General features: G+C 44.3%; 19 protein-coding genes and 1 pseudogene. 7 read left to right on the top strand and 13 right to left on the bottom strand.

The window, feature by feature from the left end:
- Positions 1-202: 202 nt before the first annotated feature.
- The 3 genes from frr to F6K63_RS16015 all read right to left on the bottom strand — a co-directional run bounded on the left by frr (position 203) and on the right by F6K63_RS16015 (position 2,788).
- Positions 203-751, bottom strand: a complete 549-nt coding sequence (gene frr, locus F6K63_RS16025; protein ID WP_008178977.1) for a ribosome recycling factor — start codon at positions 749-751, stop codon at positions 203-205.
- A complete protein-coding gene (pyrH, locus tag F6K63_RS16020; protein WP_044492210.1) occupies positions 738-1,466 on the bottom strand; it encodes a UMP kinase in 729 nt (242 codons plus the stop codon). Before pyrH ends, frr begins: the two co-directional genes overlap by 14 nt.
- Before the next feature lie 773 nt (positions 1,467-2,239).
- Positions 2,240-2,788 carry a thioredoxin family protein gene (locus F6K63_RS16015; protein WP_287265065.1) on the bottom strand — a complete coding sequence of 183 codons (549 nt, stop codon included), beginning with the start codon at positions 2,786-2,788 and terminating at the stop codon, positions 2,240-2,242.
- Between the two features lie 886 nt (positions 2,789-3,674).
- Here F6K63_RS16015 and F6K63_RS16010 point away from each other — a divergent pair.
- Positions 3,675-4,580: an alpha/beta fold hydrolase gene (locus F6K63_RS16010; protein ID WP_287312670.1), complete on the top strand. Its 906-nt coding sequence runs from the start codon at positions 3,675-3,677 to the stop codon at positions 4,578-4,580.
- Between the two features lie 639 nt (positions 4,581-5,219).
- Here F6K63_RS16010 and F6K63_RS16005 read toward each other — a convergent pair.
- Entirely contained in the window at positions 5,220-6,047 is an 828-nt protein-coding gene (locus F6K63_RS16005; RefSeq protein WP_287312668.1) for a DUF6816 family protein, read from the bottom strand.
- Positions 6,048-6,745: 698 nt separating this feature from the next.
- Here F6K63_RS16005 and F6K63_RS16000 point away from each other — a divergent pair.
- Positions 6,746-10,651 (top strand): CHAT domain-containing protein, encoded by a 3,906-nt coding sequence (locus tag F6K63_RS16000; protein WP_287312667.1) that lies wholly within the window; start codon positions 6,746-6,748, stop codon positions 10,649-10,651.
- A gap of 14 nt (positions 10,652-10,665) precedes the next feature.
- On the opposite strand, the gene F6K63_RS15995 is transcribed toward F6K63_RS16000, so the two are convergent.
- The 4 genes from F6K63_RS15995 to ffh all read right to left on the bottom strand — a co-directional run bounded on the left by F6K63_RS15995 (position 10,666) and on the right by ffh (position 14,256).
- On the bottom strand, positions 10,666-11,622 hold the full coding sequence (locus tag F6K63_RS15995) for a PhoH family protein (protein ID WP_008178949.1): 957 nt from the start codon (positions 11,620-11,622) through the stop codon (positions 10,666-10,668).
- Between the two features lie 199 nt (positions 11,623-11,821).
- Positions 11,822-12,238: a KH domain-containing protein gene (locus F6K63_RS15990; RefSeq protein WP_008178947.1), complete on the bottom strand. Its 417-nt coding sequence runs from the start codon at positions 12,236-12,238 to the stop codon at positions 11,822-11,824.
- The gene (gene rpsP / locus F6K63_RS15985; protein ID WP_287252380.1) at positions 12,213-12,461 is read right to left on the bottom strand and encodes a 30S ribosomal protein S16; all 249 of its coding nucleotides are present in this window, start codon (positions 12,459-12,461) and stop codon (positions 12,213-12,215) included. The genes F6K63_RS15990 and rpsP overlap by 26 nt, the downstream gene beginning before the upstream one ends.
- Before the next feature lie 355 nt (positions 12,462-12,816).
- Complete coding sequence (gene ffh / locus F6K63_RS15980) at positions 12,817-14,256, bottom strand: signal recognition particle protein (protein ID WP_287252382.1); 1,440 nt, start codon at positions 14,254-14,256, stop codon at positions 12,817-12,819.
- A 372-nt stretch (positions 14,257-14,628) separates the two neighbouring features.
- On the opposite strand from ffh, the pseudogene F6K63_RS37855 reads away from it, so the two are divergent.
- From F6K63_RS37855 to F6K63_RS15950, 5 genes and pseudogenes are all read left to right on the top strand, one after another.
- Positions 14,629-15,356, top strand: a pseudogene (locus F6K63_RS37855) (RNA-guided endonuclease InsQ/TnpB family protein); the annotation flags it as partial.
- A gap of 316 nt (positions 15,357-15,672) precedes the next feature.
- Positions 15,673-16,590 (top strand): S66 peptidase family protein, encoded by a 918-nt coding sequence (locus tag F6K63_RS15965; RefSeq protein ID WP_287312702.1) that lies wholly within the window; start codon positions 15,673-15,675, stop codon positions 16,588-16,590.
- Between the two features lie 293 nt (positions 16,591-16,883).
- Positions 16,884-17,945 carry a uroporphyrinogen decarboxylase gene (gene hemE, locus F6K63_RS15960; protein WP_287312666.1) on the top strand — a complete coding sequence of 354 codons (1,062 nt, stop codon included), beginning with the start codon at positions 16,884-16,886 and terminating at the stop codon, positions 17,943-17,945.
- Positions 17,946-18,372: 427 nt separating this feature from the next.
- Positions 18,373-19,368 carry an NAD-dependent epimerase/dehydratase family protein gene (locus F6K63_RS15955; protein ID WP_287312665.1) on the top strand — a complete coding sequence of 332 codons (996 nt, stop codon included), beginning with the start codon at positions 18,373-18,375 and terminating at the stop codon, positions 19,366-19,368.
- Between the two features lie 1,224 nt (positions 19,369-20,592).
- Entirely contained in the window at positions 20,593-21,432 is an 840-nt protein-coding gene (locus F6K63_RS15950) for a hypothetical protein (protein ID WP_287312664.1), read from the top strand.
- 213 nt (positions 21,433-21,645) lie between these two features.
- Here F6K63_RS15950 and F6K63_RS15945 read toward each other — a convergent pair whose 3' ends face one another.
- The 5 genes from F6K63_RS15945 to F6K63_RS15925 form a co-directional block, all read right to left on the bottom strand.
- Positions 21,646-21,864: a hypothetical protein gene (locus F6K63_RS15945; RefSeq protein WP_287312663.1), complete on the bottom strand. Its 219-nt coding sequence runs from the start codon at positions 21,862-21,864 to the stop codon at positions 21,646-21,648.
- 197 nt (positions 21,865-22,061) lie between these two features.
- Complete coding sequence (locus tag F6K63_RS15940) at positions 22,062-22,844, bottom strand: peptidylprolyl isomerase (protein WP_287312662.1); 783 nt, start codon at positions 22,842-22,844, stop codon at positions 22,062-22,064.
- Between the two features lie 989 nt (positions 22,845-23,833).
- Positions 23,834-24,136, bottom strand: a complete 303-nt coding sequence (locus F6K63_RS15935) for a hypothetical protein (RefSeq protein WP_287312661.1) — start codon at positions 24,134-24,136, stop codon at positions 23,834-23,836.
- Positions 24,137-24,641: 505 nt separating this feature from the next.
- Positions 24,642-24,935, bottom strand: coding sequence for a hypothetical protein (locus F6K63_RS15930; RefSeq protein WP_287312660.1), 294 nt, complete (start codon positions 24,933-24,935; stop codon positions 24,642-24,644).
- A 210-nt stretch (positions 24,936-25,145) separates the two neighbouring features.
- Positions 25,146-25,439 (bottom strand): hypothetical protein, encoded by a 294-nt coding sequence (locus F6K63_RS15925; protein WP_287312660.1) that lies wholly within the window; start codon positions 25,437-25,439, stop codon positions 25,146-25,148.
- Positions 25,440-25,465 lie beyond the last annotated feature (26 nt).

Genomic DNA, 25,465 nt, shown 5'->3' with positions numbered 1-25,465 from the left:
AAGTAGATTAAAAATTTCCGCTCATCCTAGACCTGGCTAGTCGTGGGATGAGCGGTTCATTGTCAGATAAGTGTTAAATAACTAGTAAGTACACAAGTACAACAATTACACACAACTGTGAATGCCGATAGAGGGAAGAGTTGCCAAAATGAACTCACCCCCCACCAAGAATAGCATTACACAGTAGCATTACATAGTAGCATTACACAGTCATGATGTCTTTTTCTTTAGCCGCGAACACTTCATCAACTTTTTTTGTGTATTTATTCGTCAACTTCTGAATCTCGTCCTGCAAATCCCGTGACTCATCCTCAGAGATTTCCTTATTTTTGTCCTGTTTTCGGACAGAGTCAACGGCATCACGACGGATATTGCGAATCGAGACTCGACCTTCCTCCGCAAACTTACTTGCCATTTTGACAAATTCTTTACGGCGCTCACTAGTGAGTGGAGGAATATTTAACCGCACAACTTCACCATTGTTGTTTGGAGGCAAATCCAGATCCGAAAGAGTAATTGCTTTCTCGATCTGGCTCAGCATACTTTTGTCGTAAGGTTGGATGGTGATTGTACTAGCGTCTGGCGTGTTGATATTAGCCAAAGATTTCAGGGGGGTTGGGGTACCATAGTACTCAACCATCACCCGATCCAATAGACTAGTACTGGCACGACCAGTCCTAATGGTATTGAACGCTCGTTGAGTTGCCTCAACAGCTTTCTGCATACTGGTTTCGACATCAGCTAATTTCACAGGAACCTCCCACAATTGTTCCAACAGTTTCTCCCATAACAGCGCGGTGAATATTACCCCGCACCCTTAGATCAAATACCATAATTGGGAGGTCATTCTCTTTACATAATGCGATCGCAGTACTATCCATCACCCGCAAATCCTGACTTAGGACATGGCTGTAGGTCAGGCTCTGATACCGTCGGGCCTTAGGATTCAGCTTAGGATCACAATCATAAATACCATCGACTTTAGTTGCCTTAAATATTACCTCAGCATCGATTTCTGCCGCTCGTAAAGCAGCGGTGGTGTCAGTGGTAAAAAAGGGATTACCACTACCTGCACCAAAAATAACCACTCGTCCCTTTTCCAGGTGGCGAATGGCACGACGCCTGATATACGGTTCTGCCACTTCCTGCATTTCGATTGCAGTTTGCACCCGTGTCGGGATATCGTTTCGTTCTAGAGCATCTTGCAAAGTCAAGGCATTCATCACTGTGGCAATCATACCGATATAGTCAGCAGTTGCCCGATCCATCCCCCCTGCTGCAGCTTTAAGTCCGCGAAAGATATTGCCACCACCAACAACGATTGCCATTTGAACACCTTCATTCAAAACGGCAGCGACTTCAGCTGCGATTTCCTGAACCACTTCCGGTGAGATGCCGTAGCCCAAATTGCCCATCAAGGCTTCACCGCTCAATTTTAGTAAAACCCTTCGGTATTTTATCCCCATGCCACGACTCTTTGTTATGAAATTGTTATCCACATCAAGATAACAGTCAAATTTGCCATTCGTCATGGGTCATAGCTGATCGCTGATCGCTGATCGCTGATTTTTAATCCCAGCTTAAGGATTATTAGAGGTCTAACCGCTGGAAACCCCGTCTCTTTAAAGCGGGTATCAAAGTGAACAGCGCGCTTTTAGCCGTGAAAAGATTTCCTAGAAGATTCCGGAATCATCGTCAAAACCAATGTATAATAAATTATAGAGTACAGGCGGCAAAACCGTTGGCTCAACCGGGGTAGAGACCCGCAATTGATTGACCATAAAGTAGTAATGCTCGGAGGGTAGGGAATCTCCTCCTTAAAAACCCAATCATCAATTAACAGTTGGTGTGTGAACCCAGAAAAATCACTATGCACGAGAAAACGGTACGGTGGGGTTAGAAGTTACCGTAATCAGAGGGTCGCCTTTATAGTTAGTCGGCTATGAGTAAAAAGTTTTAACCTTTGTGATTAAGGCGACCCTCTGATAAGGTTTCGTTTCCGGCACACCGGAACCAAGTGAAAAGGAAGAGAAACGGACTTTTTAAGGCACTTCCTATTAAGTAGCTAAACCCTTAAGGAGAATCGCCCTCTGGGTCTGTCGTGAATTGACTAGGAACTTGGTTTTGACGGGTTTTTGGTTAAGTATTGTCCTATTTTTGGCGGCGTCATAGATAGGAACACGGCGGTTTAAGGCGGCTCGTTGATCTAGGAATCCCCGCGCCTTTAGATCGGGGAGTGTCAACGCCACTGAATAGGACTACCAGTTACTTTAGTTGATTGTGTTGAAATCTCTTGCCCTGCTAAAAGAGACGCGATCGCACTGTGTAAGTAATGGGCTTGTACTGCGTCACCATCTTGGGGATTATCATCAATTGACCCATTATAGCATACAATTCCCTTATGGTCAATTAAAAATGCCTCAGTGGTTTTCTGGGCACCAAAGCTGTGAGCTACATCTTGAGTTGGATCCCAAAGGTAAGGAAAATTCAATTGCTGATCTTGGCAGAACTGCTTCATCTCCTCAAAACTCTCTGCGGGGTACTGATAAACATCATTGGCATTAATGCCCACTAGGGTAAAACCTTGATGTTCAAACTCGTCTTGAATGTGTTTGAGTCTTGGGATGTAGGAATTGACATAGGGGCAGTTGTTGCCTAAGAAAATAACTCCCACTCCTGAAAAACGTTCTAAGTAACGGCAGAGATGGTGAACCTGCTCATCAGTTCCCGGCAATTCAAAATCCGGAGCATAACTGCCAATGGTGATGATGATTTTTTCTATAGTCATGGGTGATGGGTGATGGGTGATGGATCATGGGTCAACCCCCTTTACAATGCAAGCTTTGGTTAAGGGGAGATGATGCGATCGCTAATTAGCTCATAGACGAATTTAGCATCAAGGGTAAATTTCCCGACCCAATTCTTAATCGAGCCTATTCCACCTGCTCAGAATCTAAAAGAGCTTCTGGAGCATTTTGCCAACCTTCACCATAGGTTGTCGCGGCTCAATAGGCAATCCGTAAAATCACCACTCCTGCAGCTGACTATTTACTAGAAAACTAAACACTGAAAGCCCGGCATCTTTAGATTAGATCGGGGATGAAAGTGACCAGCGAGTTTAGTCGCCGTAAAAAAACTTCTATCAAGAGGTTGTCGCTACATTAGCGCCATAGTATAATTGAAGTATAGGGTACAGGCTGAAAAACCGCAGGCTGAGCCGGGAGAGAGACCCGTAACTTACCGACCTGAAAGTAGTAATGCCCGGAGGGTAGGGAAAATCCTCCTTAAAAACCCAACCATTGGCCTATGGCCACGCTACGCGAACGACTACCAATCGGTGTGTGAACCCAGCAAGACAAAACTTGAGAAAACAACGGTACGGCGGGGCACGCCGAAACCAGGTGAAACAGGGAAGCAACGGACTTGATAAGGCACTTCTCAATAAGTAACTAAACGCCCAAGGAGATTAGCCCGCTGGGTCTTTTGTGAGCTAAACTCAAACCTTGGTTTTGACGGGGCTTTGGTTTAGATATTGCTTAGTTTTTGGCAGCTTCAAAGATTAAGACACAAAGGTTTAAGGCCGATCGTAGATCTGGGAATCCCCGTCTCTTTAGAGCGGGGAGTGTCAAAAAATGTAAAGGTAACGCTATGGCATAACTTGGGATTTTTTGATCATGTCCTCCTCTTTCACAGCCCCAATCAGGGATCAGATTGAAACAAAAACCTGGATTTGGCAGGGCTTTTCTATTGGGTATAAAGCTTACGGTCATTCTGGACCAGCTGTGGTTATGGTCCATGGCTTTGGGGCATCTTCCGGACATTGGCGCAAGACCTTGCCAGTGTTGGGGGAAACCTGCCGATGTTATGCCATTGATTTGATTGGCTTTGGGGCTTCAGCTAAACCGACTCCTGGTATAGAAATAGACTACACCTTTGAAACCTGGGGGCAACAAATTGCCGATTTCTGTCGGGAGGTGGTTGGTGGTCCGGCGTTTTTAGTCGGAAACTCTATTGGTTGTATTGCGCTGATGCAAACCGCTGTAGATAATCCAGAGCTAGCCAAAGGAGTCGCCCTGCTCAACTTTTCTCTACGACTACTCCATGAGCGTAAACGGGCTGAACTGCCTTGGTATCAGCGTCTTGGCGCACCACTACTTCAACGATTCTTAAAGATTAAGTGGGTTGGCCAGTATTTTTTTAGTCAGCTGGCTAAGCCTAAAGTAGTGCGTAATATTCTGTTGCAAGCCTACTGTCGTCCAGAAGCCGTCACTGATGAACTGGTTGATCTAATCATGGCACCAGCAGCTGATCCCGGTGCAGCTGATGTTTTTATTGCCTTTACTAGCTATTCTATTGGACCACTACCAGAAGACCTGATCCCAATTTTGCCTTGTCCTGCGATCATACTATGGGGCAGCAAAGACCCCTGGGAACCCATTGACTTGGGACGAGAATTAGCGAAATTCCCCACTGTAGAAAAGTTTATTCCTTTAGAAGGTTTGGGTCATTGTCCCCAAGATGAAGCACCAGAGATAGTCAACCCGATTTTGCTCAATTGGATTGGGGAAAATCCGGTTTAAGGTTACCCAGTTGAAGGTTTAAGGTTACCCAGTTGAAGGTTGAAGGTTGAAGGTTAGCTGGTTGAAGGTTGAAGGTTAGCTAGTTGAAGGTTTAAGGTTTAGTAAGCATTCAGCTATCAGCTATCAGCGTGTCGCGTATCAGCTATCAGCTCACAGCTCACAGCTATCAGCTATCAGCGTGTCGCGTATCAGCTCTCAGCTCTCAGCTCTCAGCTTTTGAATAAAATAAGCTGACGGCTGACAGCTGACTGCTGACAGGTAGTAGGGTGGGCAAATACCAAGCCAATGACCATTTAATCTGGAATTCTGTCATTTGCCCACCCTACAATAACTATAGCTTTTGAATAAAATAAGCTGACGGCTGACCGCTGACGGCTGACCGCTGACGGCTGAATGCTTACAAGGTTTAATGTTGAAGGTTACCCAGTTGAAGGTTTAAGGTTTAATGTTGAAGGTTACCCAGTTGAAGGTTTAAGGTTTAATGTTGAAGGTTACCCAGTTGAAGGTTGAGTTAACAACAATCGCGATCGCAAATCCGCCAACACCCCCCCAACTAACCTAACATTCAACCTTGGCCTTTCGGCCACGCTACGCGAACAACCCTTTAACAACCTTCAACCCTTTAACAACCTTCAACCTTCAACTATCCTTAACTGGTACCAGCTCTAATTGATAGCGATAGAGAGCCACAGGTTTTTCCAATGCTTTAAAGTAATCGGGGTCTTGTGGTGAAAGGTAAACCGCTGTGACTTGGTCAGCTTTAATGATCGGAGTAGGTGATTTATGGAACTGATATGCTGTTGTGGTTTCTACTTCGTTGAAAAAAGGTCGGCGAGTACCGCGAAAGACTTGGTTGACAACTTCTGTAGCATTGAACTGATCCGGAGCTGGTATTTCAGAAGCACGTCCAGTAATCACCGAAACTAGTTGGCTCCCGGTGCGCAGAATGGTAATCTGACGATTAGGGGAATTGGGGTCTACTTTGACGGCTCTAATTATGCGATCGCCTAAGTAAGCCCTAGCAATATTCAACCCATTGAACGCTCGGTCAGCAACCACCTCTTCAGCAACCACCTCTGAGGTAGGTTTTAATACTGATCGATTTTTTCTAGAACGTCGAGTTCTAAACGGAATAAACCAATCCCCAAGCCCTGAGCTTGATTTCCCAACTTGTTGAAACCGCACCAGAAAACTAATTGGCTCTTGTAGATGATTGCGATTACCTTCAAATCCTGGTGTCACTATTTCTGGTGCTAGAGGTGCTATCTGCTCGATCAGGGTGCTGGTAACTTTCCAAGTCCCCTTCATCCAAGTGGGATATACCAAATCCCCGGTCGCCGCTGTGACTGGCGGTTTGCTTTTCCAATCGGGAAACTGACCTAAACGCTCAGCTAACTCTCCTGCCTGAGCCTCACCACCAGCCAGGAGCAAGGTTAACACCAGACATAATCCCAGAATTCTTCTCACACCAACATTCCTCTCACCTTAGACTGGTCAGCTATCTTGCCCGTAAGGCAGGTCGCCCCATCTAATCAAGAATCAACGCCAGAGGGGAGTGCTGACCATTACCATTTTAACTTTGGGTGTATGCGCTATCGGTGTTTCCACTGAGATATCCTTTTAGATATTCCTTAGCCTAATCTAGGGCTAAATGTCAAGTATAGTTCACTCTCGCGAGAACTGTCCAAAATTTGTAGAGTTCTTCCTAATCAATAGATTTTACTTACTTTTATTTCAATTCCTGGTAATTAAAAATTAGTCTAATCGGCTTACCATAAGATAGCTTTAAACTATGTGGCTATATCAAAAATATTTAGTGAAGTTAATATAAATTAACCGGAACAAAGTTAATCAGTAATGTTCATAATAAAAGAGTATATGTAATACTAGTGTATATACTGATATCTTCATAAAGGCTTCAAAATTTCAGTTAAGCTAACCAGCCTGATGTTTACCAAACCCTGACTCAGAGTACTATTCCCCTCAGTATTGTGATTCAGTGTGATTCAGTGTGATTCAGTGTGATTCACTCCTAAGCAGCTGATACCCCAGGGTGCATCTGACCTCAGCTTAAAAACAGACGTATTAGGAAATTGCTAATCTCATCCTGTAGTTGACTAATGCATTTTTGAATTCAGGATAGCCAATTCAAAACGATATTACCCATGAGCCAAATCAAATTAGCTGTGAGTCAAATCAGCCAGTCCCTGGCAGCCGTATCTTTGTTGGTAGCCCATATTGGTGTGATGCCAACTCAAGCACAGATTAAAGCCGATGATAGCACTCCGACCCAAGTCACCTCCGATGGCAATCAATTTGATATTGATGGTGGCATCCGCTCTGGAGATAATATCTTTCACAGCTTTGAGGAGTTTGGTCTAGACCAAGACCAAATCGCTAACTTCCTATCTCAACCGGGTATAAAAAACATTCTGAGTCGGGTCACCAGTCGTAATGCTTCTGTGATCAACGGTCTGATAAAAATCACAGGGGAGGGCAACCCTAACCTGTTTTTAATGAACCCAGCAGGCATAATTTTTGGTGCTAATAGCCAGCTGGATGTCCCCGGTTCATTCACCGCAACTACCGCAACCAGCATTGGCTTTGGTGATGAGAATTGGTTTAATGCCTTTGGTGACAATGACTACTCTACCTTAGACGGTACACCCAGTGCCTTTGCGTTTGGAACATCCGAGACACCGGGACTAATTTTTAATGAGGGTAAGCTAGAAGTCGCAGCAGGCAATAACCTGACTTTAATCGGTGGTACTGTCATCAACACCACTGAACTGGAGCTTCCAGAAGGAACAATTACTATAGCTACGGTGCCTGGGGGAAGTTTGGTAAAAATTAGCCAGGAAGGAAGTTTGCTGAATTTGGAAGTTGAACCCCTACCCTCAGATCCTTCCAGACCAGAACAATCTTTTACACCGCTCTCTTTACCGAAGCTATTAACCGGGGATGGTGTCAGTCATGGCACAGAATTCACGGATAATGGTGATAATACGGTGACCTTGACTAGTTCTGGCATTACTGTAGCGCCTGGGGATGTAACTGTTAAGGACCTAAAAGCACAAACTGCCTTCCTGTCTGCCAACAACAACCTGACTCTCAGGGAAAGCCAGCTATCTAGCACGGGGGACTTAACCTTATTAGCAAAAGAGACCGTACTGATCAGGGACACACCAGAGAATTCCTTCCAAGCGGTAGCAGGAGGAAACCTCAAGATTCAGGGAGATGGGGGCATTAAGATTAACCAGGATGGAACCATTGAGCGGTATGGGGGCATTGATATCCAAGCACTGAAGAATCCCAACACCCGCTTCCAGAGTGGTGGCAACTTGACATTAGTCAGCGATGGCAAGATCTCTACAGATGCTCACTTTGCCAGTGGCGGTAATTTCTCAATTGAGAATTTAGCTGGTGAACCAGGCGACTTTGTTAGCCTCCAAGACCCAATTATCACTGCTGACGGGGATGTTACGTTTGGGGATTACACAGGGTCTTCTCTTAAAGTAGAGTCCACAGGAAATATTGAAGGTGGGAATATCAAAATCACCGCACCAGATACTGGGCTAGCTGATTTAGATCCAGATTCAGCTTCAGATATTGGCCAATCAGATATTAACACTTTAAGAAGTAGTCGTGCCGTGATTTTGAGGGCGGGCTTGACTCAAGATGAATTGACCAATCAAGTTACCGACAATTCTGGAGATGCTTCATCCAATCAAGTTCCAGGAAATTCTGGAGATGCTTCATCCAATCAAGTTACCGACAATAAGGCTGGAGATTCTTCATTAGGCAGTATCACTATTGGTAATATCGACACCAGTAATCCAAATAATGGTCGTGATAATAATGCTGCTGGAATTGAAAATAATAATGCTGGTCCTGTGATCTTATCGGCTCAAGGTGACATTATTTTTCGCAATAGTGATCCTTCCAATTTGTTTACCCAAATAAGAACCACAGAAAGAAATGGTAATAATTCTGGTAATGTATTTTTGGAAACCAAAAATGGCTCTATTAAGATAGAGGCAGCAAGACTCGATATCATCACCGAGGTTTCAGGGGGTGGGAATGCTGGTAAAGTAACGTTTCAGGTTCCAAATTTAAAGAATATCCTAGATAATATCGACTCTGAGAAGTTGCAGATCAACACTTCTGGTCGGGATGGTGGTAATGCTGGTGATATAGAGTTTGTTAGTCAGGAACAGTTCACCTCAGAGCAGCAACAAAACATAGAAAAAGGAATCCAGGCAGTTTTAGATGTTTCCGGTGGAGGGAAGGCAGGTAAGTTGAGGTTTAGCCGTTCCCCCGAATCTGAGACGAACCCTGACCCTGGCCCTGAGCTGATCGACCCTGACCCTGAGCTGATCGACCCTGGCCCTGAGCTGATCGACCCTGGCCCTGAGCTGATCGACCCTGGCCCTGAGCTGATCGACCCTGGCCCTGAGCTGATCGACCCTGACCCTGGCCCTGACCCGATAGAGCCTGGCCCTGACCCGATAGAGCCTGAGCCTGACCCGATAGAGCCTGAGCCTGACCCGATAGAGCCTGAGACTGACCCGATAGAGCCTGGCCCTGACACTAAGACTATCTTGGACACAGATAGTGAAACATCCCCTGAAACAAGTGAGTCCAACGGTGGAAAAAGTGGTAACGATACTCCCGTTTCCCCCTCTGACAAGACGGCTATCAGTGACATCCAAGAGTCCTCTAGTGAAGAAGTTTCACCTGAAAGTGACCCAGTTTATTTAATTGAAGAAGCCTTCACCAAAGAGTATGAGTCACACTTTAAGCGACCGTTCAAGACCAAAATCAACACTCAGAATGATGTCCGCAATCGGACTCGGGAGCTTGAGAGGGAGACAGGGTTAAAGACTGCGGTGATTTACGTCAGTTTTGTCGAAAATTCCAGTACCTTACCAGGCACTCGATGTCAAACTCCCTCAATCCCTGTTGCCAAAATCGACCGACGGTTTGGTTACCGACTCTCTGAGGTGCCTCAAGCACCAGAGCGTTGCTTACCACAAGCAAACGACCAGCTGGAACTTTTGGTAATCACCGCTGAAGGTAATCCAATTCTGCGGCGAATCAATGGTGCCAGTCGTGATCAAGTCCTAGCTGTGACCAATAGATTTCAGCGATCGCTTAGCAATCCCCACAGCTTGGATGCCAAAGGCCACCTAAACCAAGCTGAGCAACTTTATCAATGGATCATAGCGCCCTTACAGAAGGAATTAAATGACCGCAAGATTCAGAGCCTAATATTTGCTATGGATCAGGGTTTGCGCTCCCTACCTATAGCAGCTATCTACGATGGGCAACAATATCTGGTTGAGAAGTATGGTGTTAATTTGGTGCCTAGTCTGAGCTTAACCTATTCTCGTCACACAGATGTTAGACCATTCCGGGTTCTGGCAATGGGAGCATCGAAATTTCCTTATCAACAGCCTTTGCCTGGGGTAGAAGTGGAGTTAACCACCATCACTGAAACACTGTGGAAAGGTCGCTCTTTTCTCAACGAAGCCTTTACTCTGGAAAATTTAATGGCTCAACGACAACAGAGGCAATATGGCATCATTCACCTAGCCACCCATGCAGAGTTCAACTCGGGAACTCCTAACAATTCCTACATTCAGATGTGGAACCGCAAACTAAGGCTGTATGAAATGAAAAATCTACTTTATGAGCCATCGGTAGAGTTGTTGGTACTCAGCGCTTGCCGAACCGCTTTGGGCAATCGAGAAGCGGAGTTGGGTTTTGCTGGGTCAGCCTTTCAGGCAGGAGTTGACTCGACTTTGGCAACCCTTTGGTATGTCAGTGATCAAGGTGCTCTGGGGCTGACTACTGAGTTTTACCGTCAGTTGAGAAAGACATCGAGTAAAAGCGAAGCCTTGCGACAGGCACAGTTAGCAATGATTCAAGGCAATGTGCGTATCGAGAATAATCAGTTATATGGCTCGGGCAAGAATATCTCGTTACCGCCAGAATTGTCAGGACCAGGAAAACAAAGCTTTTCTCATCCCTACTATTGGGCTGCTTTCACTCTGGTTGGGGATCCGTAGTTAATAGCAATTCTTCACTGTTCATAATTTTGATAAGCAGTAACAATCCTCTGAACGAGGGGATTACGGACAACATCCTTATTAGTTAGTTCGCAGAAAGCAATGCCTTCTACAGATTTTAATATTTTTAGGGTGATCGCTAATCCTGAGGGTTGGTTGCTAGATAAATCGGTCTGGGTGAGATCACCAGTCACTACCATCCGAGAACGTGAACCCAAACGAGTCAGAACCATCTTCATCTGGGCTGGTGTGGTATTCTGAGCTTCATCAATAATCACGAAGGCATTATTGAGGGTGCGACCTCGCATATACGCTAGGGGAGCCACTTCAATAATGCCCCGTTCCATTAAATTGGCGGTCTTCTCTGTATCAATCAGTTCATGGAGAGCATCATAGAGGGGGCGCAAATAGGGATTAATTTTCTGCTGCAAGTCTCCTGGTAAAAAGCCAAGTTTTTCACCAGCTTCTACCGCTGGTCGTGTCAGAATCAGTCGTTCATATTGATTATTTAGTAACGCCTGAGCGGCTATTACCACAGCTAGGAAGGTTTTGCCAGTGCCTGCTGGTCCCACGCAGAAGGTGAGGTCATGGGTTAGTACAGCTTTGATATACTGCCGTTGCCGGAAGGTTTTAGCTCGGATCACCTCACCCCGGCGAGTATGAGCCAGCACATCTTGATGTAAATCTTGTAATTCATCCTGTCGCTTGGTATCTAAGGCATGAATTGCGGTTTGGATGTCTACTCCTGTAATTCTCTTACCTTCGAGCCAATAGATTTTAAGCGATCGCACTAGGGATGATACCCGCTCGACCTGTTTCTCGGTGCCAGAAATCAATAACTCTTGCCCTCGCAGCACCAGATGCGCACCGGTTTGCCGTGATAGGGTTTTCAGGTTTTCTTCCTGGTCTCCAACCAAAGCGATTGCACTTTCTGGGCTGGGTAGCTCAATTGTTTTGGATACTTCACTCAAGGTTTATCAACTACAGGCTTCAGTCTCAACTATCAAAGTTAACTGGTAACTTAAGTAACTTAATATACAACTCAATCTACCAATCTTGACCAATCTTCAAGGTTTCCTGCCATTGGTAATGAGAGGTACAGCAGCAGGATGTTTTTTACTCCCTTTTCTCCATGGTCCTCTCATTACCGAAACCTTCAAAACTAGAGCACTAGGAGGGAAATCTTGGAATTACTCTAGGTCTGGACACTCGGCGAGGTAAACTTCTTCTGACAATGGATCTACGACTAGGGCCATTGTCTCGACGAGGGCTACTACCTGAGCCTGAGCCTTCATAGATATCCAAATAAACAGTTTGACCAGCAGCTTGGGCTGCTGCTTTAATTACTGTCCGAATCGCTTGAATATTGCGACCACCACGACCGAAAACTCGCCCTTTATCTTCTCCATTAAAAGCTAGTCGAATCCACACACGCTCTTTCCCATTTGATTTCTCACAGTCTACGCTGAGGGAGTCTGGTGATTCCAAGAACGGCTCGATTAAAAATCTCACTAGTGCTGAATAATCTGGGTCATCATCTCGAACAGAAGCAGATAGGATTTCAGGTACTGATTTGTTCAAAAACATTGGCTTTTTGCAAAATATTACGCACGGTTTGTGTTGGCTGAGCTCCATTTTTGAGCCACTTCACTATTGCTGGTACATTCAGCCTCGTTTCATCATTTCTTGGATTATAGAATCCCAGTTCTTCTAGAGGACGTCCATCACGGCGGGCACTGCTGGGTATGGCCACTATGCGATAGCTGACTTCACGCTTTTTACCGAATCGTTTTAATCTGATTTTGATCATTGTACCTAATTAATTCACCTGTTTGATTTTAAGCGATCTTTGGGGGTTTGAAAGTGAACAGGTTGAATGTTGAAGATTTTAACTGAATCAGCAGGCAAGCCGCTACCGGTTTACAATCTTCTAAGCTACCCTACTCCGGATGCCTCAGGGAACGGGCTAACCTTCAGGCTAACCTTCTACTGGCTAACCTTCTACCAGATAACCTACCCTAAACCGAATCGCCAAAGGCGAACAACAGGCTAACCTTCAGCGTAACCTTGACCTTTCGGTCACGCTACGCGAACAACCTTCTAACCTTGACCTTTCGGTCACGCTACGCGAACAACCTTCTAACCTTTTACTAGCTGACCTTCTACTATAATTCCCCAAATCCCTTCTTCTTCTTGGCTTTTTTCTTTTTCTTGCCAGAGCCACTACCACGCCAACCAGGTTGATTACGAGGATTTCCACCACCCATACCACCTAACATACCACCTAACCCCCCCATGGCTGGCATCTGACCTTGACCCATTTGCTGCATAAGCGATCGCATTCTGGTAAATTCACTCACCAGACCCCTGACGTCTTTTTCCGTATGACCAGAACCTTGGGCAATGCGGCGGCGGCGGCTCGGAGAGCTAGCTAATAAATCTGGGTTACGACGCTCCTCGGAGGTCATGGAACTAATCATAGCTTCGGACTGCTTGAGCTTGGTTTCCCCTTGTTGAAGTTGAGAAGAACTGAGTTTGCCCATGCCTGGAACCAGTTTCATCAAGCCACCAAGAGACCCCATGTTCTTTAACAGGCGCATCTGCTTCAAGAAATCGCTGAAGTCAAATTTTGCTTCCAGCATTTTCTGTTGCATCTGTTCAGCATCAGCGATGTCAATCTCTTCCTGGGCTTTCTCAACCAAGGTGAGTACATCCCCCATACCCAGAATCCGGGATGCCATCCGGTCAGGATAAAATGGTTGTAGTGCCTCGACCTTTTCCCCAACCCCGACAAATTTAATCGGCTGACCTGAAATTTGCCTGACTGAAAGGGCAGCACCACCACGACTATCCCCATCAAGCTTGGAAAGAATTGCCCCAGTAATGCCGATTTGCTCATGGAAGGTGCGGGTCAGGGTTGCTGCTTCCTGACCAGTCATGGCATCCACAACTAGTAGGGTATCGTGGGGTTGGACGGTTTCTTTGATGCGGGAGAGTTCTCCCATCATCTCTTGGTCAATTTGCAGTCGTCCCGCTGTATCAATAATTACCGTATCGATAGCCATTGCTTTTGCCCGTTCTACCCCTTGACGAGCAATGTCTACTGGGTCAGCTTCTGTACCTAACTCAAACACCGGTACATCAATTTGTTGACCGAGGGTGACTAATTGATCAATGGCTGCGGGTCGATACACGTCTGTAGCCACTAACAGACAGCTACGTTCTTGCTTACGCAGATGTAAAGCGAGTTTGGCACTAGCCGTAGTTTTACCAGTACCTTGTAGACCAGCCATTAGCACAACGGTTGGTGGGGTGTCTGCTTGGGCTAGGGGAACATTGGTTTCCCCCATCACTTGCACCAGTTCGTCGTAGACTATTTTTATGAACTGCTGGTCAGGGCGAACACCTGATGTGACTTCACTGCCTTGTGCTTTCGCTTCTACTTCAGCAACGAAATCTTTGACTACTTGTAGGTTGACGTCTGCCGATAAGAGGGCGCGACGCACTTCTTTTAGGGCGTCTTGGATGTTAGAACTAGAGATCTTGTCCTGACCCCGTAGTTTTTTCCAAGCATCTTCTAAGCGTTCGGCGAGAGCATCAAACATACGTCAATTGTCAATTGTGATGGTTTTGTTATTATGGTTACTTTACTAGGTCGCCAGAGTTTTGATAGTCTATACATCTTAGCTACACACCTTACTAGGATAGCGCTTTTGGGGATTTTAGTTCAATATTTCGGTAAGGTGAGTATTCAGCCCTAGGCTATTCGTAACATTTATTTAAGCGGTTAACTAATGGGGGGTTCGGGAGGCTATAAGTCCCGCGCTGTACCTGAAAGGTTAGCGTCGGGATACATGGACACCCCGGGTCGATTGAGGGGTTTCTCCTTTGGAGACGCGGGGCGCGTTCGATGCCCCGAAAATCGACATACTATCTATCGGTTCTAACAGAAGATGTAAATCTGTTAGAATACACGGATGTTGAACTTGACCTACAGCTACCGAATCTATCCAGGACTTGACCAGGAAGCTAAAATGCTTGGCTGGTTGGAGCAATGCCGTCGCGTATATAACTATGCTTTGGCAGAGCGTAAGGACTGGATCAATTCGCGTAAATGCTTGGTCAATGCTTGCAGCATCAGACTCGAATACATCATCCCTGCTGACACGCCATACCCTGACTACTACAAACAGCAGAACGCTCTTACCAAAGCCAAAAAGTTGATTCGACAACTGAAGGCAGTTCACTCCCAAGTTTGGCAAGATGCCTTGAAGCGACTGGATAAGTCGTTCAAGGCATCTTGCAACACAGAGGGTTTGGATTTCCTCGATTCAAAAAGTCGGGCCAGTATCGTTCGTTTGTGTTTCCGCAGTTCAAGTCGAATCCTGTCAACGGATTTGAGATCAAACTGCCGAAAATTGGAACCGTGCCGATCCACTTGCATCGACCTATTCCTGAAGGATTTGAGATCAAGCAAGTTCGGGTCGTGTTGAAATCGTCGGGCTGGTACGCTCAGCTGATTCTGCAAGCCGATGTTTCTGTTCCTGAACCAATGCCTGATGGTGATCCGATCGGAATTGATTTGGGACTCGAAAAGTTCTTGGCTGTATCGACAGGTGAACTGGTAGAACGCCCTCGCTTTTTCGTGGATTTGCAAAGCAAGCAACGATTGCTGCAACGCAAATTGAGAAACAAGAAAAAGGGTTAGTAAACAGCTAGATAAAATGTCGCAGAGTCTACCAAAAACTCTTATTATTTGTTAGACTTAAATTAGGGTAACACCGACAGTGATTATTATGTAACTTAAATTAAAGCCGAAAACCAAGGCTTTAATAGTTGCGGTTAAATCCCGGTGTTAAACTTTTTTGACATTTTTATGGCGCTCGCGGGATATTCCCGAGAGCTTTGGGAGATACCCCCTGGATGCTATGGCATCTTGCATTGGCGAGCCTTGGTCTATCTTGGTAGACTTTGGTAGCTAAAAAGTATCGGAGCGCGTGAATCAACTTTATGTGCAACAGATGATGGCTGGTTTTTCTTTATGCCAGCTACCACCACCATTAAAACCGCCAGATGTATTGCGAGTAATTGTGCCAAGTGGAACCTTGCGTGAGGTTGATGCTTTCAATCGGGGGATTGAGATTTGGCGATCCCGTGGCTACCATGTCCAATTACCACAGAACTGGAACGCTAGGGAAGGTTACCTAGCTGGGACTGATAGTCAGCGACGCCAACAGTTGCTCGAAGCCTGTCTTGACCCCCAATGTCGGGGCATTCTCTGTGGTCGAGGAGGTTATGGTAGCGCTAGACTTCTGGAAGACTGGACATGGCCAGAACAATGGCCAGAACAGTTGAAGTGGTTGATTGGTTTTTCTGATATTACTGCTTTACTGTGGAGTCTTGGTCAGATAGGGGTTTCCGGTGTTCATGGTCCGTTATTGACTACTATTGCTGGTGAACCGGAATGGTCACTCAATCGGTTGTTTGATTGGGTGGAAGGACGACCCATAGCTCCCTTGAAAGGGGTTGGTTGGGGAGATGGGAAAGTTTCTGGTGTGTTGCTACCGGCTAATCTTACGGTCGCTACTCATCTGCTCGGTACACCCCTACAACCTTCCTTATCAGGAGTTATTCTTGCTCTCGAAGATGTAACTGAGGCTCCCTACCGCATTGACCGGATGTTGACTCAGTGGCGCATGATTGGTGCAATGGCCGGGGTGAAAGGTATTGCGTTAGGGCGGTTTAGCCGTTGTGCTCCTCCCAAGGATGTTCCTAGCTGGACTGTGGAGGAAGTGTTGCGCGATCGCATTTGGGATCTCGGTATACCGGTTGTCTCTGACTTGCCTTTCGGTCACGATGGGGTTAACGCTGCCCTTCCTGTCGGACAGCTGGTTGAACTAGATGCTGAGGTCGGGACCTTGAGTTGGGTTGGAGGTTAGCAGGTTAGCAGGTTAGCAGGTTGAAAGTTGGCAGGTTAGCAGTTCATGTAGGGTGGGCAGTGCACCAGACAGATAATGAAGCTTGCAAAGCGCGTTGGTAGGCACTGCCCACCCTACTGCCCACCGTACGATTAATGACAATGGTGCAAGATCTCAGTTTAACGAAGGCACCGTCTTAGAATGTAACTTATTATTAACACTTTTTTAATCTTCTCAAATCAGGAGAGTAAAGGGAATACCACCATGATAAGCTGACAAATACACTTAAAAAAGTATAATAGGATAGATACCATATGGCTGGGTCAACCCAGGTTCCTTATTTGTTGAGGGCGGCTCGTGGTGAGGTGTTAGACCGTCCCCCTGTGTGGATGATGCGACAGGCAGGTCGTTATATGAAGGTTTATCGCGATTTGCGGGATAAGTATCCGAGTTTTCGCGAGCGCTCCGAAAATCCAGACATCGCGATTGAGATTTCTCTACAACCCTGGAAAGCGTTTCAACCAGATGGAGTGATTTTGTTCTCTGATATTCTAACTCCATTACCAGGGATTGGTATCGAGTTTGAGATTGTCGAAAGTAAAGGGCCAATCATTAACCAACCGATTCGTACCCAGGAACAAATTGACCAGCTACATCTGTTGGATTTAGATAGATTTGGGTTTATCCGGGAAATTTTGAAGGCGCTACGGCAAGAAGTGGGCAATGAGGCAGCAGTGCTGGGTTTTGTCGGTGCTCCCTGGACTTTGGGCGCTTATGCGATTGAGGGTAAAAGTTCTAAAAATTACTCCATCATTAAAGGGATGGCCTTCTCACAACCAGCTATGCTACACCAATTCTTGGGTAAGCTAGCGGATGCGATCGCTATCTATGTCCGTTATCAAATCAATAGCGGTGCTCAGGTAATACAAATGTTTGACTCTTGGGCAGGTGAACTGAGTCCCCAAGACTACGAAACCTTTGCCTTACCCTATCAGCAGCGAGTAGTACAGCAGGTTAAAGCCACTCACCCAGATACCCCCTTCATTCTCTATATCAGTGGTAGCGCTGGAGTGCTTGAACGCATGGGACAGTCGGGGGTTGATATGGTCAGCGTAGACTGGACCGTAGACATGGCAGAAGCTAGAACAAGATTGGGTGATAAGATGAAAGTTCAGGGCAATATCGACCCAGGAGTGCTGTTTGGGTCACAAGCTTTTATTCGCGATCGCATTGTCGATACTATTCGCAAAGCTGGCAACAAAGGTCATATCTTAAATCTCGGTCATGGTGTTTTACCCGGAACTCCAGAAGATAATGTTAGATTCTTCTTTGAAACTGCCAAACAGGCAGATCAATTAATGGCTGTTCATGCATAATAGTTAATAACACAAGAGAGAGTAGAGAATCGATAATCAGATTCTGTCCCATTTTCTCCCTTTAGCAGTCATAGGTTCGGGGAGCGCTAGTCCTCCCTAGGGTATCCTTCGGTCAGAGTAGGACAGGGCTTTCAAGGTGCAGACGTTTACTTGTCCACGTAGCCCCTCCGCTAAATGGAATCCTCGCTTCAGTCTCATCCCCTTCAAGGGGATGAGATTAACAACCTTATAGAAATATCTTGAGAGTGCAGATACTTGATTAGACGACTAAGGATAGAATCCTTCAAGATGCATCACCACAACAATCAAGGAAGTGTTCTTCACTCGATCAAAACCTTCTTGTACCCCTAGAAGTAGTTGACCTAGTTGTTTGTTAGTGTTAGGTCAGGATCGGGAGTACATAATTGAATTGAAAATCCAAAATCCCATGACCTCCAAGCGGATTTTTATAACTGGTGCTAGTGGCTGCATTGGTCACTACATCACTGAAGCCTTAAGTCTCGAAACTGACCATGAGTTGTATTTGTTAGTCAGAAACCCTGACAAATTAAAGTTTGACGACTTGAAGTGTGGCGACAAGAGGCGTGCTGGCATTACCATCCTAGAAGGTGACCTGCAGCAGATTGAAGACTTTGGTGACTTGCTCAAGACAATGGATGCGGCAATTCTGGCAGCAACTGCTTGGGGAGGGCAACAGGAAACATTTGATATTAACGTTGTCAAAACTATCCAGTTAATCAACTTGCTTGACCCTACTGTTTGTGAGCAAGTGATTTATTTCTCTACTGCTAGTGTACTGGATAGGAATAACCAATTACTGAAAGAAGCCGGTGAACTTGGAACAGAATATATCTATTCCAAATACACTTGTCTCAAGCGCTTATCCCAATTAGCGTCCGCTCCTAAGATTACTACCCTCTTTCCTACCTTGGTACTGGGGGGAGACGAAACTAAACCCTACTCCCATCTGTCATCGGGACTCCCAGATATTGTCAAATGGATTAACTTGATTCGTTGGTTTAGAGCTGATGGCAGTTTCCACTTCATCCACGCCCAAGATATTGCTCAGGTGGTGCGATACCTGATTGATCATCCTCCTTCTCAAGCATTGAGTGCAGAACCAGAGTGGATGTCTAGCGGTAGATTGGTTTTGGGTTGTCAGCCGTTGAGTGTTAACCAAGCCGTAGAAGAAGTTTGTAGGTATCTTGGTAAACAAATTTATTTTCGCCTACCATTGTTTATCTGGCTTGCCAATATCTTTATTGTGCTGTTCCGGATTCAGATGGATCCTTGGAGTCGGTTTTCCTTGAATTACCGACATTTTATTTATCACAACCCCGTTAATCCAACCACCTTTGGTTTACCGACTTACTGTCCTACACTTACTGACGTTCTCAAAGTTAGTGGCATTAGCAGAGATTAGATTTTTAAAATCGTGACACTTTAAACTAGAAACAGGACTCCTAGTTAAGTTGTCTTTAAGTTTTCCATTGCTGAAATATAAATTATGCTTAATTTTAACATAACACCATCAAATGATCCATAACTCGGCTCAAGTACCCTAGCTTAATTCGTTGATAGTCTTAGGATAAACGACGGGATTAACCGAGCTTGATCTAACCCACAAATTTCTCTGAATAAAATAATACTATAGCGTTTGGATCTAGGTTGTAAACACACGTATTGCAGAAAAAGGCAAAAGGCAAGAGGAATCCCCCCTAACCCCCCTTAGTAAGGGGGGCAGGCAAGAGGGGCAAGAGATCCGGAGTTTTATTTTCCAATAAAAAAAGACCTTCTAGGTTTACATCTCAAATACAAACGCGCTTATCATCTCCGGTTGACTAATTATTATAATCGGTAATTGCTCTGGGGGGGAGACAAGCGTCCCAAAATCATTACCAGCTCTAGGTTTAAGGTCGCTATGCTCCACAACTATACCTAGACAATCATGAGCATAGTTTTAATTACTGAGAACTAAATTACTGAAAAATAAATCCCTGATTATTCCCTCCAAGTTGGATAAAAATCAGGTTAATAAATTGCGTAAACTAATTGGCTAAATCCAGACTATCTCAGGATTATAGCCGACATGTAATCTTTTAATTTAATTGGCAATTATTAGTTGATTTACGATTACATATTAATTATTATCCATTATGAAACACAAGCTATTCAAAGCTGTTTAAGCATCCAATCAAAGCTTTTGATAAATTATTTAACTGCCGTAAATTAAGTTCACAAAATCTTTAAATAATCTATACTTAGAATTACGCTGACTTTATAATTAATAGCGAATTTTAGATTATTCTTAATCTATAAATGGAAGTATTTAGCCGTCAGCTAACGCCCTACGCGCATGCTACGCTTACCAGCTATCAGCCATTGCCTGATCTGAATACTTACCTATAAATAGGGATTTTTTCCGGCTAAAGAATGATATGAAGTAAAAATTTTACCATTCTTTATAATCATTTTCCGGATTTTGTGTTGGCACCAATCAATATCTGTGCTTACTGTTGATTACAACAATTACAACACTAGTATCAGAACAATTATTGTGCCTTAAATTTCCCAAATTGAACCGCAAATTTAGGCAGTTAAAAAAAACTTCGCTGCTTGAAATTTATTCCACAACACCCAGAAAATTATGAAAATGAACAAAACCATTGCTAAAAAATTCTTACTGTTCGCTACAGTAACCGGTTCCGTTCTCGCTGCTGCACCAAGTTTGGCTGCTACTTTCGCTTTGTCTAAAGGATCCTTTGACTTCAGAAACTTTAGTACTGATCCTCTGGAAGTGGTTACCCTGTCTGAAGCCGACACTTTTGTGATTTCAACTGGGGGTGAGGTGATTGTTGAGGCGAACGCGGAGTCAAATTTTAACCCTGATTCACCCGATCCACTAAAACGAGCTCGTAATAAATCTTTGAGTACCGCTGAGGGTGAAGGAAGCAACTACCGTGGTATTGCGGAAAGTTTTGCTGGACTTATCGGTTACAACTTCTTTGTCGATGCAGGGGAAACCTTTTCTTTCGATTTCAATGGTTTTCTCGATCTAATCACCATGATCGACAATCCACCTGCTGAAAGTGCAAGTGCCGAGGGCACCGTAGTTTTCGAGTTATATGACACCAATGACTTGAGTACTCCCATCGACTTCTTCGCTCTCTCTGGTAATTTAGAGACTCTAGGATATGATGATTTCCTTGTGTCTGCTCACAGTGACAATGTGTTTGCTTATAACGACTTTACTAAGTTGTTTGGAGGAACAGAGGAATTTGCTCTGGCTGATGTTCAGGGTTATTATGAGCGCACTTTCGAAACAGCAACTTATTTGACCTTAGTCGAAGCTAAAACGAATAAGGTAACCGTTAAAGCTCCTGAATCGTCAAACTTGCTAGGCTTACTTTTCTTCGGTTTACTGAGCATTGGATACCGAGTAAAAACTAAAAGTTTTACCGATAAGTCAAAATTATTAAGGGATTAATCATACTAATAATCAAGTCCGGTTAATCACTTATCAACTCCTGGATTGTTGGTCATAAGCAATCGGTAATGAGTAATCGTTAACTACCCATTAATACTTACCAAATTACCAATTACTAATTCCCCGATCAGGAATATGATAATTAGTCAACCGGATTTGATATAATTAGTCATTAGTTGACAAAAATACCGCTAGTGGGAGCATTTTGCTCCCTTATTTTTTTACTGATTTTGCTCCCTTATTTTTTCCCGTAGAAGAAGCAAAGCTAGAGCTGGAACTTCTACTATAACTCCTGCCAGACTCTCTGGTCACAGTAACCTCTTGACTGGTGTTTACTTGATCACCAGATGCAAATGCCCTACTTTCGGCTTGGACTACTACCTTTCCATCTGGTGAAACTATCCATTTTCTGATTATCCCGGAGCGAATCATAATTTAATGTCTCCATGGCTTTGTTGATTGAGGTTTACCTACTTTAAAGGGTAAGCTATCAGCTGAGAGCTGATAGCTGAGAGCTGAGAGCTGATAGCTGAGAGCTGATAGCTGAGAGCTGAGAGCTGAGAGCTGACGACTGATAGCTGACGACTGATAGCTGACTTACCCATTACCCATTACCCTAAATCATTCCACTACTGACCCAACGCCTCCGCAGTTTGACTCTCAACCTTATCAACCATAGTGTCACTATGAAGCATATAGTTGAGTTCACGATTGAGCCAATCCTGAAACAGTCTATCCAATATCTCGTCGTACCTTTCCGGTGTTAATTCAGCAGGGATAAACCTTTCTACCATCAAGATATGATAACCCTGAGGAGTTTTGACCGGATTGACCACTTGTCCAATAGGTACACCAAAGACAATCGCTGCTATATCTGGACGTAAATTCCAACGGTAAAGCTTTCCTTCAAAACCGCACTTCTGTCGGCGTTCCTCATCAATGTCGTAGATATGAGCTGCTTGATAAAAGCTAATTTCTTTTTCTTCAATTTGATAGAAGAGTTCTTGGGCAAGTTTCTCGTTAGCTACAATAATTTGATAAAGCAAGATTTGGTCAAAATCTAGTCGGTTTTGACCAAAAAACTTTTCCACGTCTTTATCAAATAGACACTTGGATAACTTTTTAGCTAGCAATTGCTGGCGAATTCCGGCTTCCCAGTCATCGGAAGTAATCATATTATCGGCTAGCCAAGCTAGAGTGTCTGAAGCCTTCTCCAAGCGATTTTGGTGACGGAATTTATCTGCTTCTTCCTGAATTTCTTCGGCGGTGACGGTTAGGTTTCTTTCCGCAGCAGCTCGATTAATGACTTTTTGATACAAAATTTTTTCAGAGACGTCTTTTAGCTGGATTTCTCGTTTCAGAAACTCAGTAATTTCCTGTGGTTCAAGGGATGCTCTAGAAAGAATAGTCATGCTTAGCTTTTCCTTGTTCAGATTTTAGCTGATCGGGTAATGGGGCAATATATGGAGCAACGGATGAGTTAACAAATGTAAGGGATGGGGTGATTCCGAATACTTATCAATATTATGCTTAAATTGCATCAGATACTGTGATGAAATCAGCATTAGTTAGGGTGGTTGCACCCTGTCCATCCACGGTTCCTTGGACTACAGCTAGAATATCGTTATTGAATTTCACCAAAGTGGCATCAGCAATGCCATTACCAGTGCTATCAAATACCTCTAGTTAAGCGATCGCTACTGCTTGAACTCCAGCGATTAGTCCATGAACTGCTATTTGTGCTATTTGTTCGTGAGTCGTTAGTTACTATCCTACTACCATCGTTACCATTGATAGTGAGGCTATTGTTTCTGATTATACTGGAAAAATTGTTTGAAAAATTGTTTGTAGTCGCAGTTGAACTAGTAGTTAAACTATGGTTCTGTTCGATGCTGTCTGTGATGGGCTTTGTCAACCTCTGTGTGAGACTCTTTCCGAGACTCTTTCTAATCAGACTCACACGAGGAAGAATTGTCAATGTTCTGCTGAAATTAACCATGGCTATTAATCGGCTATCAGCCTTGTGTTACCCTTGAGCTGCACCTGCTGAATCGGCATTCTTGACCGTTAACCGTTGAGTGTTGACCGTTAACTGTTTTACTGCCGCTCCTACACGCCTTATCTCTACCAAGCATCAAATATTAACTATCAACAAAAATCCCTCCATTCCAAAACTATGCCAATGAGTTTAGGAAATTTAGGCTCAAGCTAAAAAAGGAATGAAAATCTTTTCCCCTTCATTCCTAATTCGATGCCCTCCTCATTATCAAGCTAGGGGCTGGGTGGTAAACTATAGAAACTTTAGTTTCCGTCGCCCATCCCCTAGTCTCCCTTACCTATTACCGAAAATTACCGAAAACCCTTATTGATTTATAGCCGGATTTACTAAAATCGGTATTATCTATAATCTACCGAAAAACAAAGATATACTGTCAGACTTAGCTCGGAAAAGTCCTTTCCTAGTCCTAGCCTCAGCATCAGCACTGGCCTTGGCGATGCTCTTCTTAGAAAACTTGCTATTTATTACTCTTGAACTAGTATCAGTCCCTGCTGAGGTTTGATCGCCATCAGCAAATGCATCAGCATCGGCTATTGCCAGGTCAGCTGTAGCAATTGTTCTGGTATTTGCCTGAGCAATTGCACCGCCTATAATCCAGTTTTCTTGAACATGTTCCCGAGCAAAATCTAGGTTATTAATAATCATTAATCAACCTCTACCTGTATAGCTGTGCCTATTAGATTGATGATAAGGATGGATAAGCCTCACCTTCATTTCTGTATCAGGACTTACCCATTGCCCCCTAAATCACCCAAACTTGGGGGACTTCCTGATTAGTACCCCCCAGATTTCTTGGGTTAGGGGGGCAAAACCAACTAAACTTCGTAAGTCCTGTGTATAAAAAGGTTGTTTCTATCCCAAAATCCCTAATTAAAACTACATTTTAAACTACCTGGGCATGACTAGTTTCTGTTAACTGATAATTTCCAGTCAACTAACGTTACGCAAACCCTTCCTTTCTGTTCCAGGTTCTCCGTTCCCTTTTCCTTGTATCCACCCAGTTAATTGGAATTTTTGACAAATTTCGTCTTTCTATTGGCCTTAATTAAGGGGAAAGCATTGGTCACTAAATCTAGAGATGAATTTATCCTAGATAGAAATGCTTCCCCCTAGCCATCTAATCAGGTACTACGATTAGTCCCTACTAAGATTAGTTGACAAAAGCCACAGAAAGAGAAATTGCGGAAGAGCCGTGGGAATTGGCTTGAGCGTCAGTAATGGTTTCAGCCAGACTATCCTTACCTTTGGCATCAGCGGTAGCTTCAGCAACAGCCGCGTTGCCCTTAACCTTCACAATAGACTCAAAGCGCTCTTTGATATTGACCCTTTTCTTGATATCAATGTCCTTGTCATCGCGGAAGTATACACTTCCGGAGAATCCGGCGCCAATGATGTTAGTTTCTTCCTTAACAACTTCGAGGTGATTTAGGTCAGAAATATTCATGGTTGGTCTGCTCTTTTGTTAGTTTTTTTGTTACTCAACAACTTGGTTGTTGTTACTTTTATCCTACCGCTATTAAGTCAATTTGTTTCACTTTTCACGCCAATTTGACGGAAACTTGATTCAGTTAGGTAGGTGGCTAAACAAATGCTTACTCCCAGCAATCTTAGTAGGGAATACGATTTAGTACCTACTAAGAAGTCCCTACTAAGATTAGTTGACAAAAGCCACAGAAAGAGAAATTGCGGAAGAGCCGTGGGAATTGGCTTGAGCGTCAGTAATGGTTTCAGCCAGACTATCCTTACCTTTGGCATCAGCGGTAGCTTCAGCAACAGCCGCGTTGCCCTTAACCTTCACAATAGACTCAAAGCGCTCTTTGATATTGACCCTTTTCTTGATATCAATGTCCTTGTCATCGCGGAAGTATACACTTCCGGAGAATCCGGCGCCAATGATGTTAGTTTCTTCCTTAACAACTTCGAGGTGATTTAGGTCAGAAATATTCATGGTTGGTCTGCTCTTTTGTTAGTTTT

Origin of the sequence: Moorena sp. SIO1G6 (assembly GCF_010672795.1) — a bacterium.
Classification (GTDB): Bacteria; Cyanobacteriota; Cyanobacteriia; order Cyanobacteriales; family Coleofasciculaceae; genus Moorena; species Moorena producens.
The sequence above is the reverse complement of the archived record's forward strand: the minus strand, read 5'-3'. Positions and strand labels throughout refer to the sequence as shown.

Coding starts and splice junctions, on each gene's coding strand:
- pyrH (WP_044492210.1), bottom strand. CDS start 1,466: ATGGGGATAAAATACCGAAGGGTTTTACTAAAATTGAGCGGTGAAGCC.
- F6K63_RS16015 (WP_287265065.1), bottom strand. CDS start 2,788: ATGACTATAGAAAAAATCATCATCACCATTGGCAGTTATGCTCCGGAT.
- F6K63_RS16010 (WP_287312670.1), top strand. CDS start 3,675: ATGTCCTCCTCTTTCACAGCCCCAATCAGGGATCAGATTGAAACAAAA.
- F6K63_RS16000 (WP_287312667.1), top strand. CDS start 6,746: ATGAGCCAAATCAAATTAGCTGTGAGTCAAATCAGCCAGTCCCTGGCA.
- F6K63_RS15990 (WP_008178947.1), bottom strand. CDS start 12,238: ATGTTTTTGAACAAATCAGTACCTGAAATCCTATCTGCTTCTGTTCGA.
- rpsP (WP_287252380.1), bottom strand. CDS start 12,461: ATGATCAAAATCAGATTAAAACGATTCGGTAAAAAGCGTGAAGTCAGC.
- ffh (WP_287252382.1), bottom strand. CDS start 14,256: ATGTTTGATGCTCTCGCCGAACGCTTAGAAGATGCTTGGAAAAAACTA.
- F6K63_RS15965 (WP_287312702.1), top strand. CDS start 15,673: ATGATGGCTGGTTTTTCTTTATGCCAGCTACCACCACCATTAAAACCG.
- hemE (WP_287312666.1), top strand. CDS start 16,884: ATGGCTGGGTCAACCCAGGTTCCTTATTTGTTGAGGGCGGCTCGTGGT.
- F6K63_RS15955 (WP_287312665.1), top strand. CDS start 18,373: ATGACCTCCAAGCGGATTTTTATAACTGGTGCTAGTGGCTGCATTGGT.
- F6K63_RS15950 (WP_287312664.1), top strand. CDS start 20,593: ATGAAAATGAACAAAACCATTGCTAAAAAATTCTTACTGTTCGCTACA.
- F6K63_RS15945 (WP_287312663.1), bottom strand. CDS start 21,864: ATGATTCGCTCCGGGATAATCAGAAAATGGATAGTTTCACCAGATGGA.
- F6K63_RS15940 (WP_287312662.1), bottom strand. CDS start 22,844: ATGACTATTCTTTCTAGAGCATCCCTTGAACCACAGGAAATTACTGAG.
- F6K63_RS15935 (WP_287312661.1), bottom strand. CDS start 24,136: ATGATTATTAATAACCTAGATTTTGCTCGGGAACATGTTCAAGAAAAC.
- F6K63_RS15930 (WP_287312660.1), bottom strand. CDS start 24,935: ATGAATATTTCTGACCTAAATCACCTCGAAGTTGTTAAGGAAGAAACT.
- F6K63_RS15925 (WP_287312660.1), bottom strand. CDS start 25,439: ATGAATATTTCTGACCTAAATCACCTCGAAGTTGTTAAGGAAGAAACT.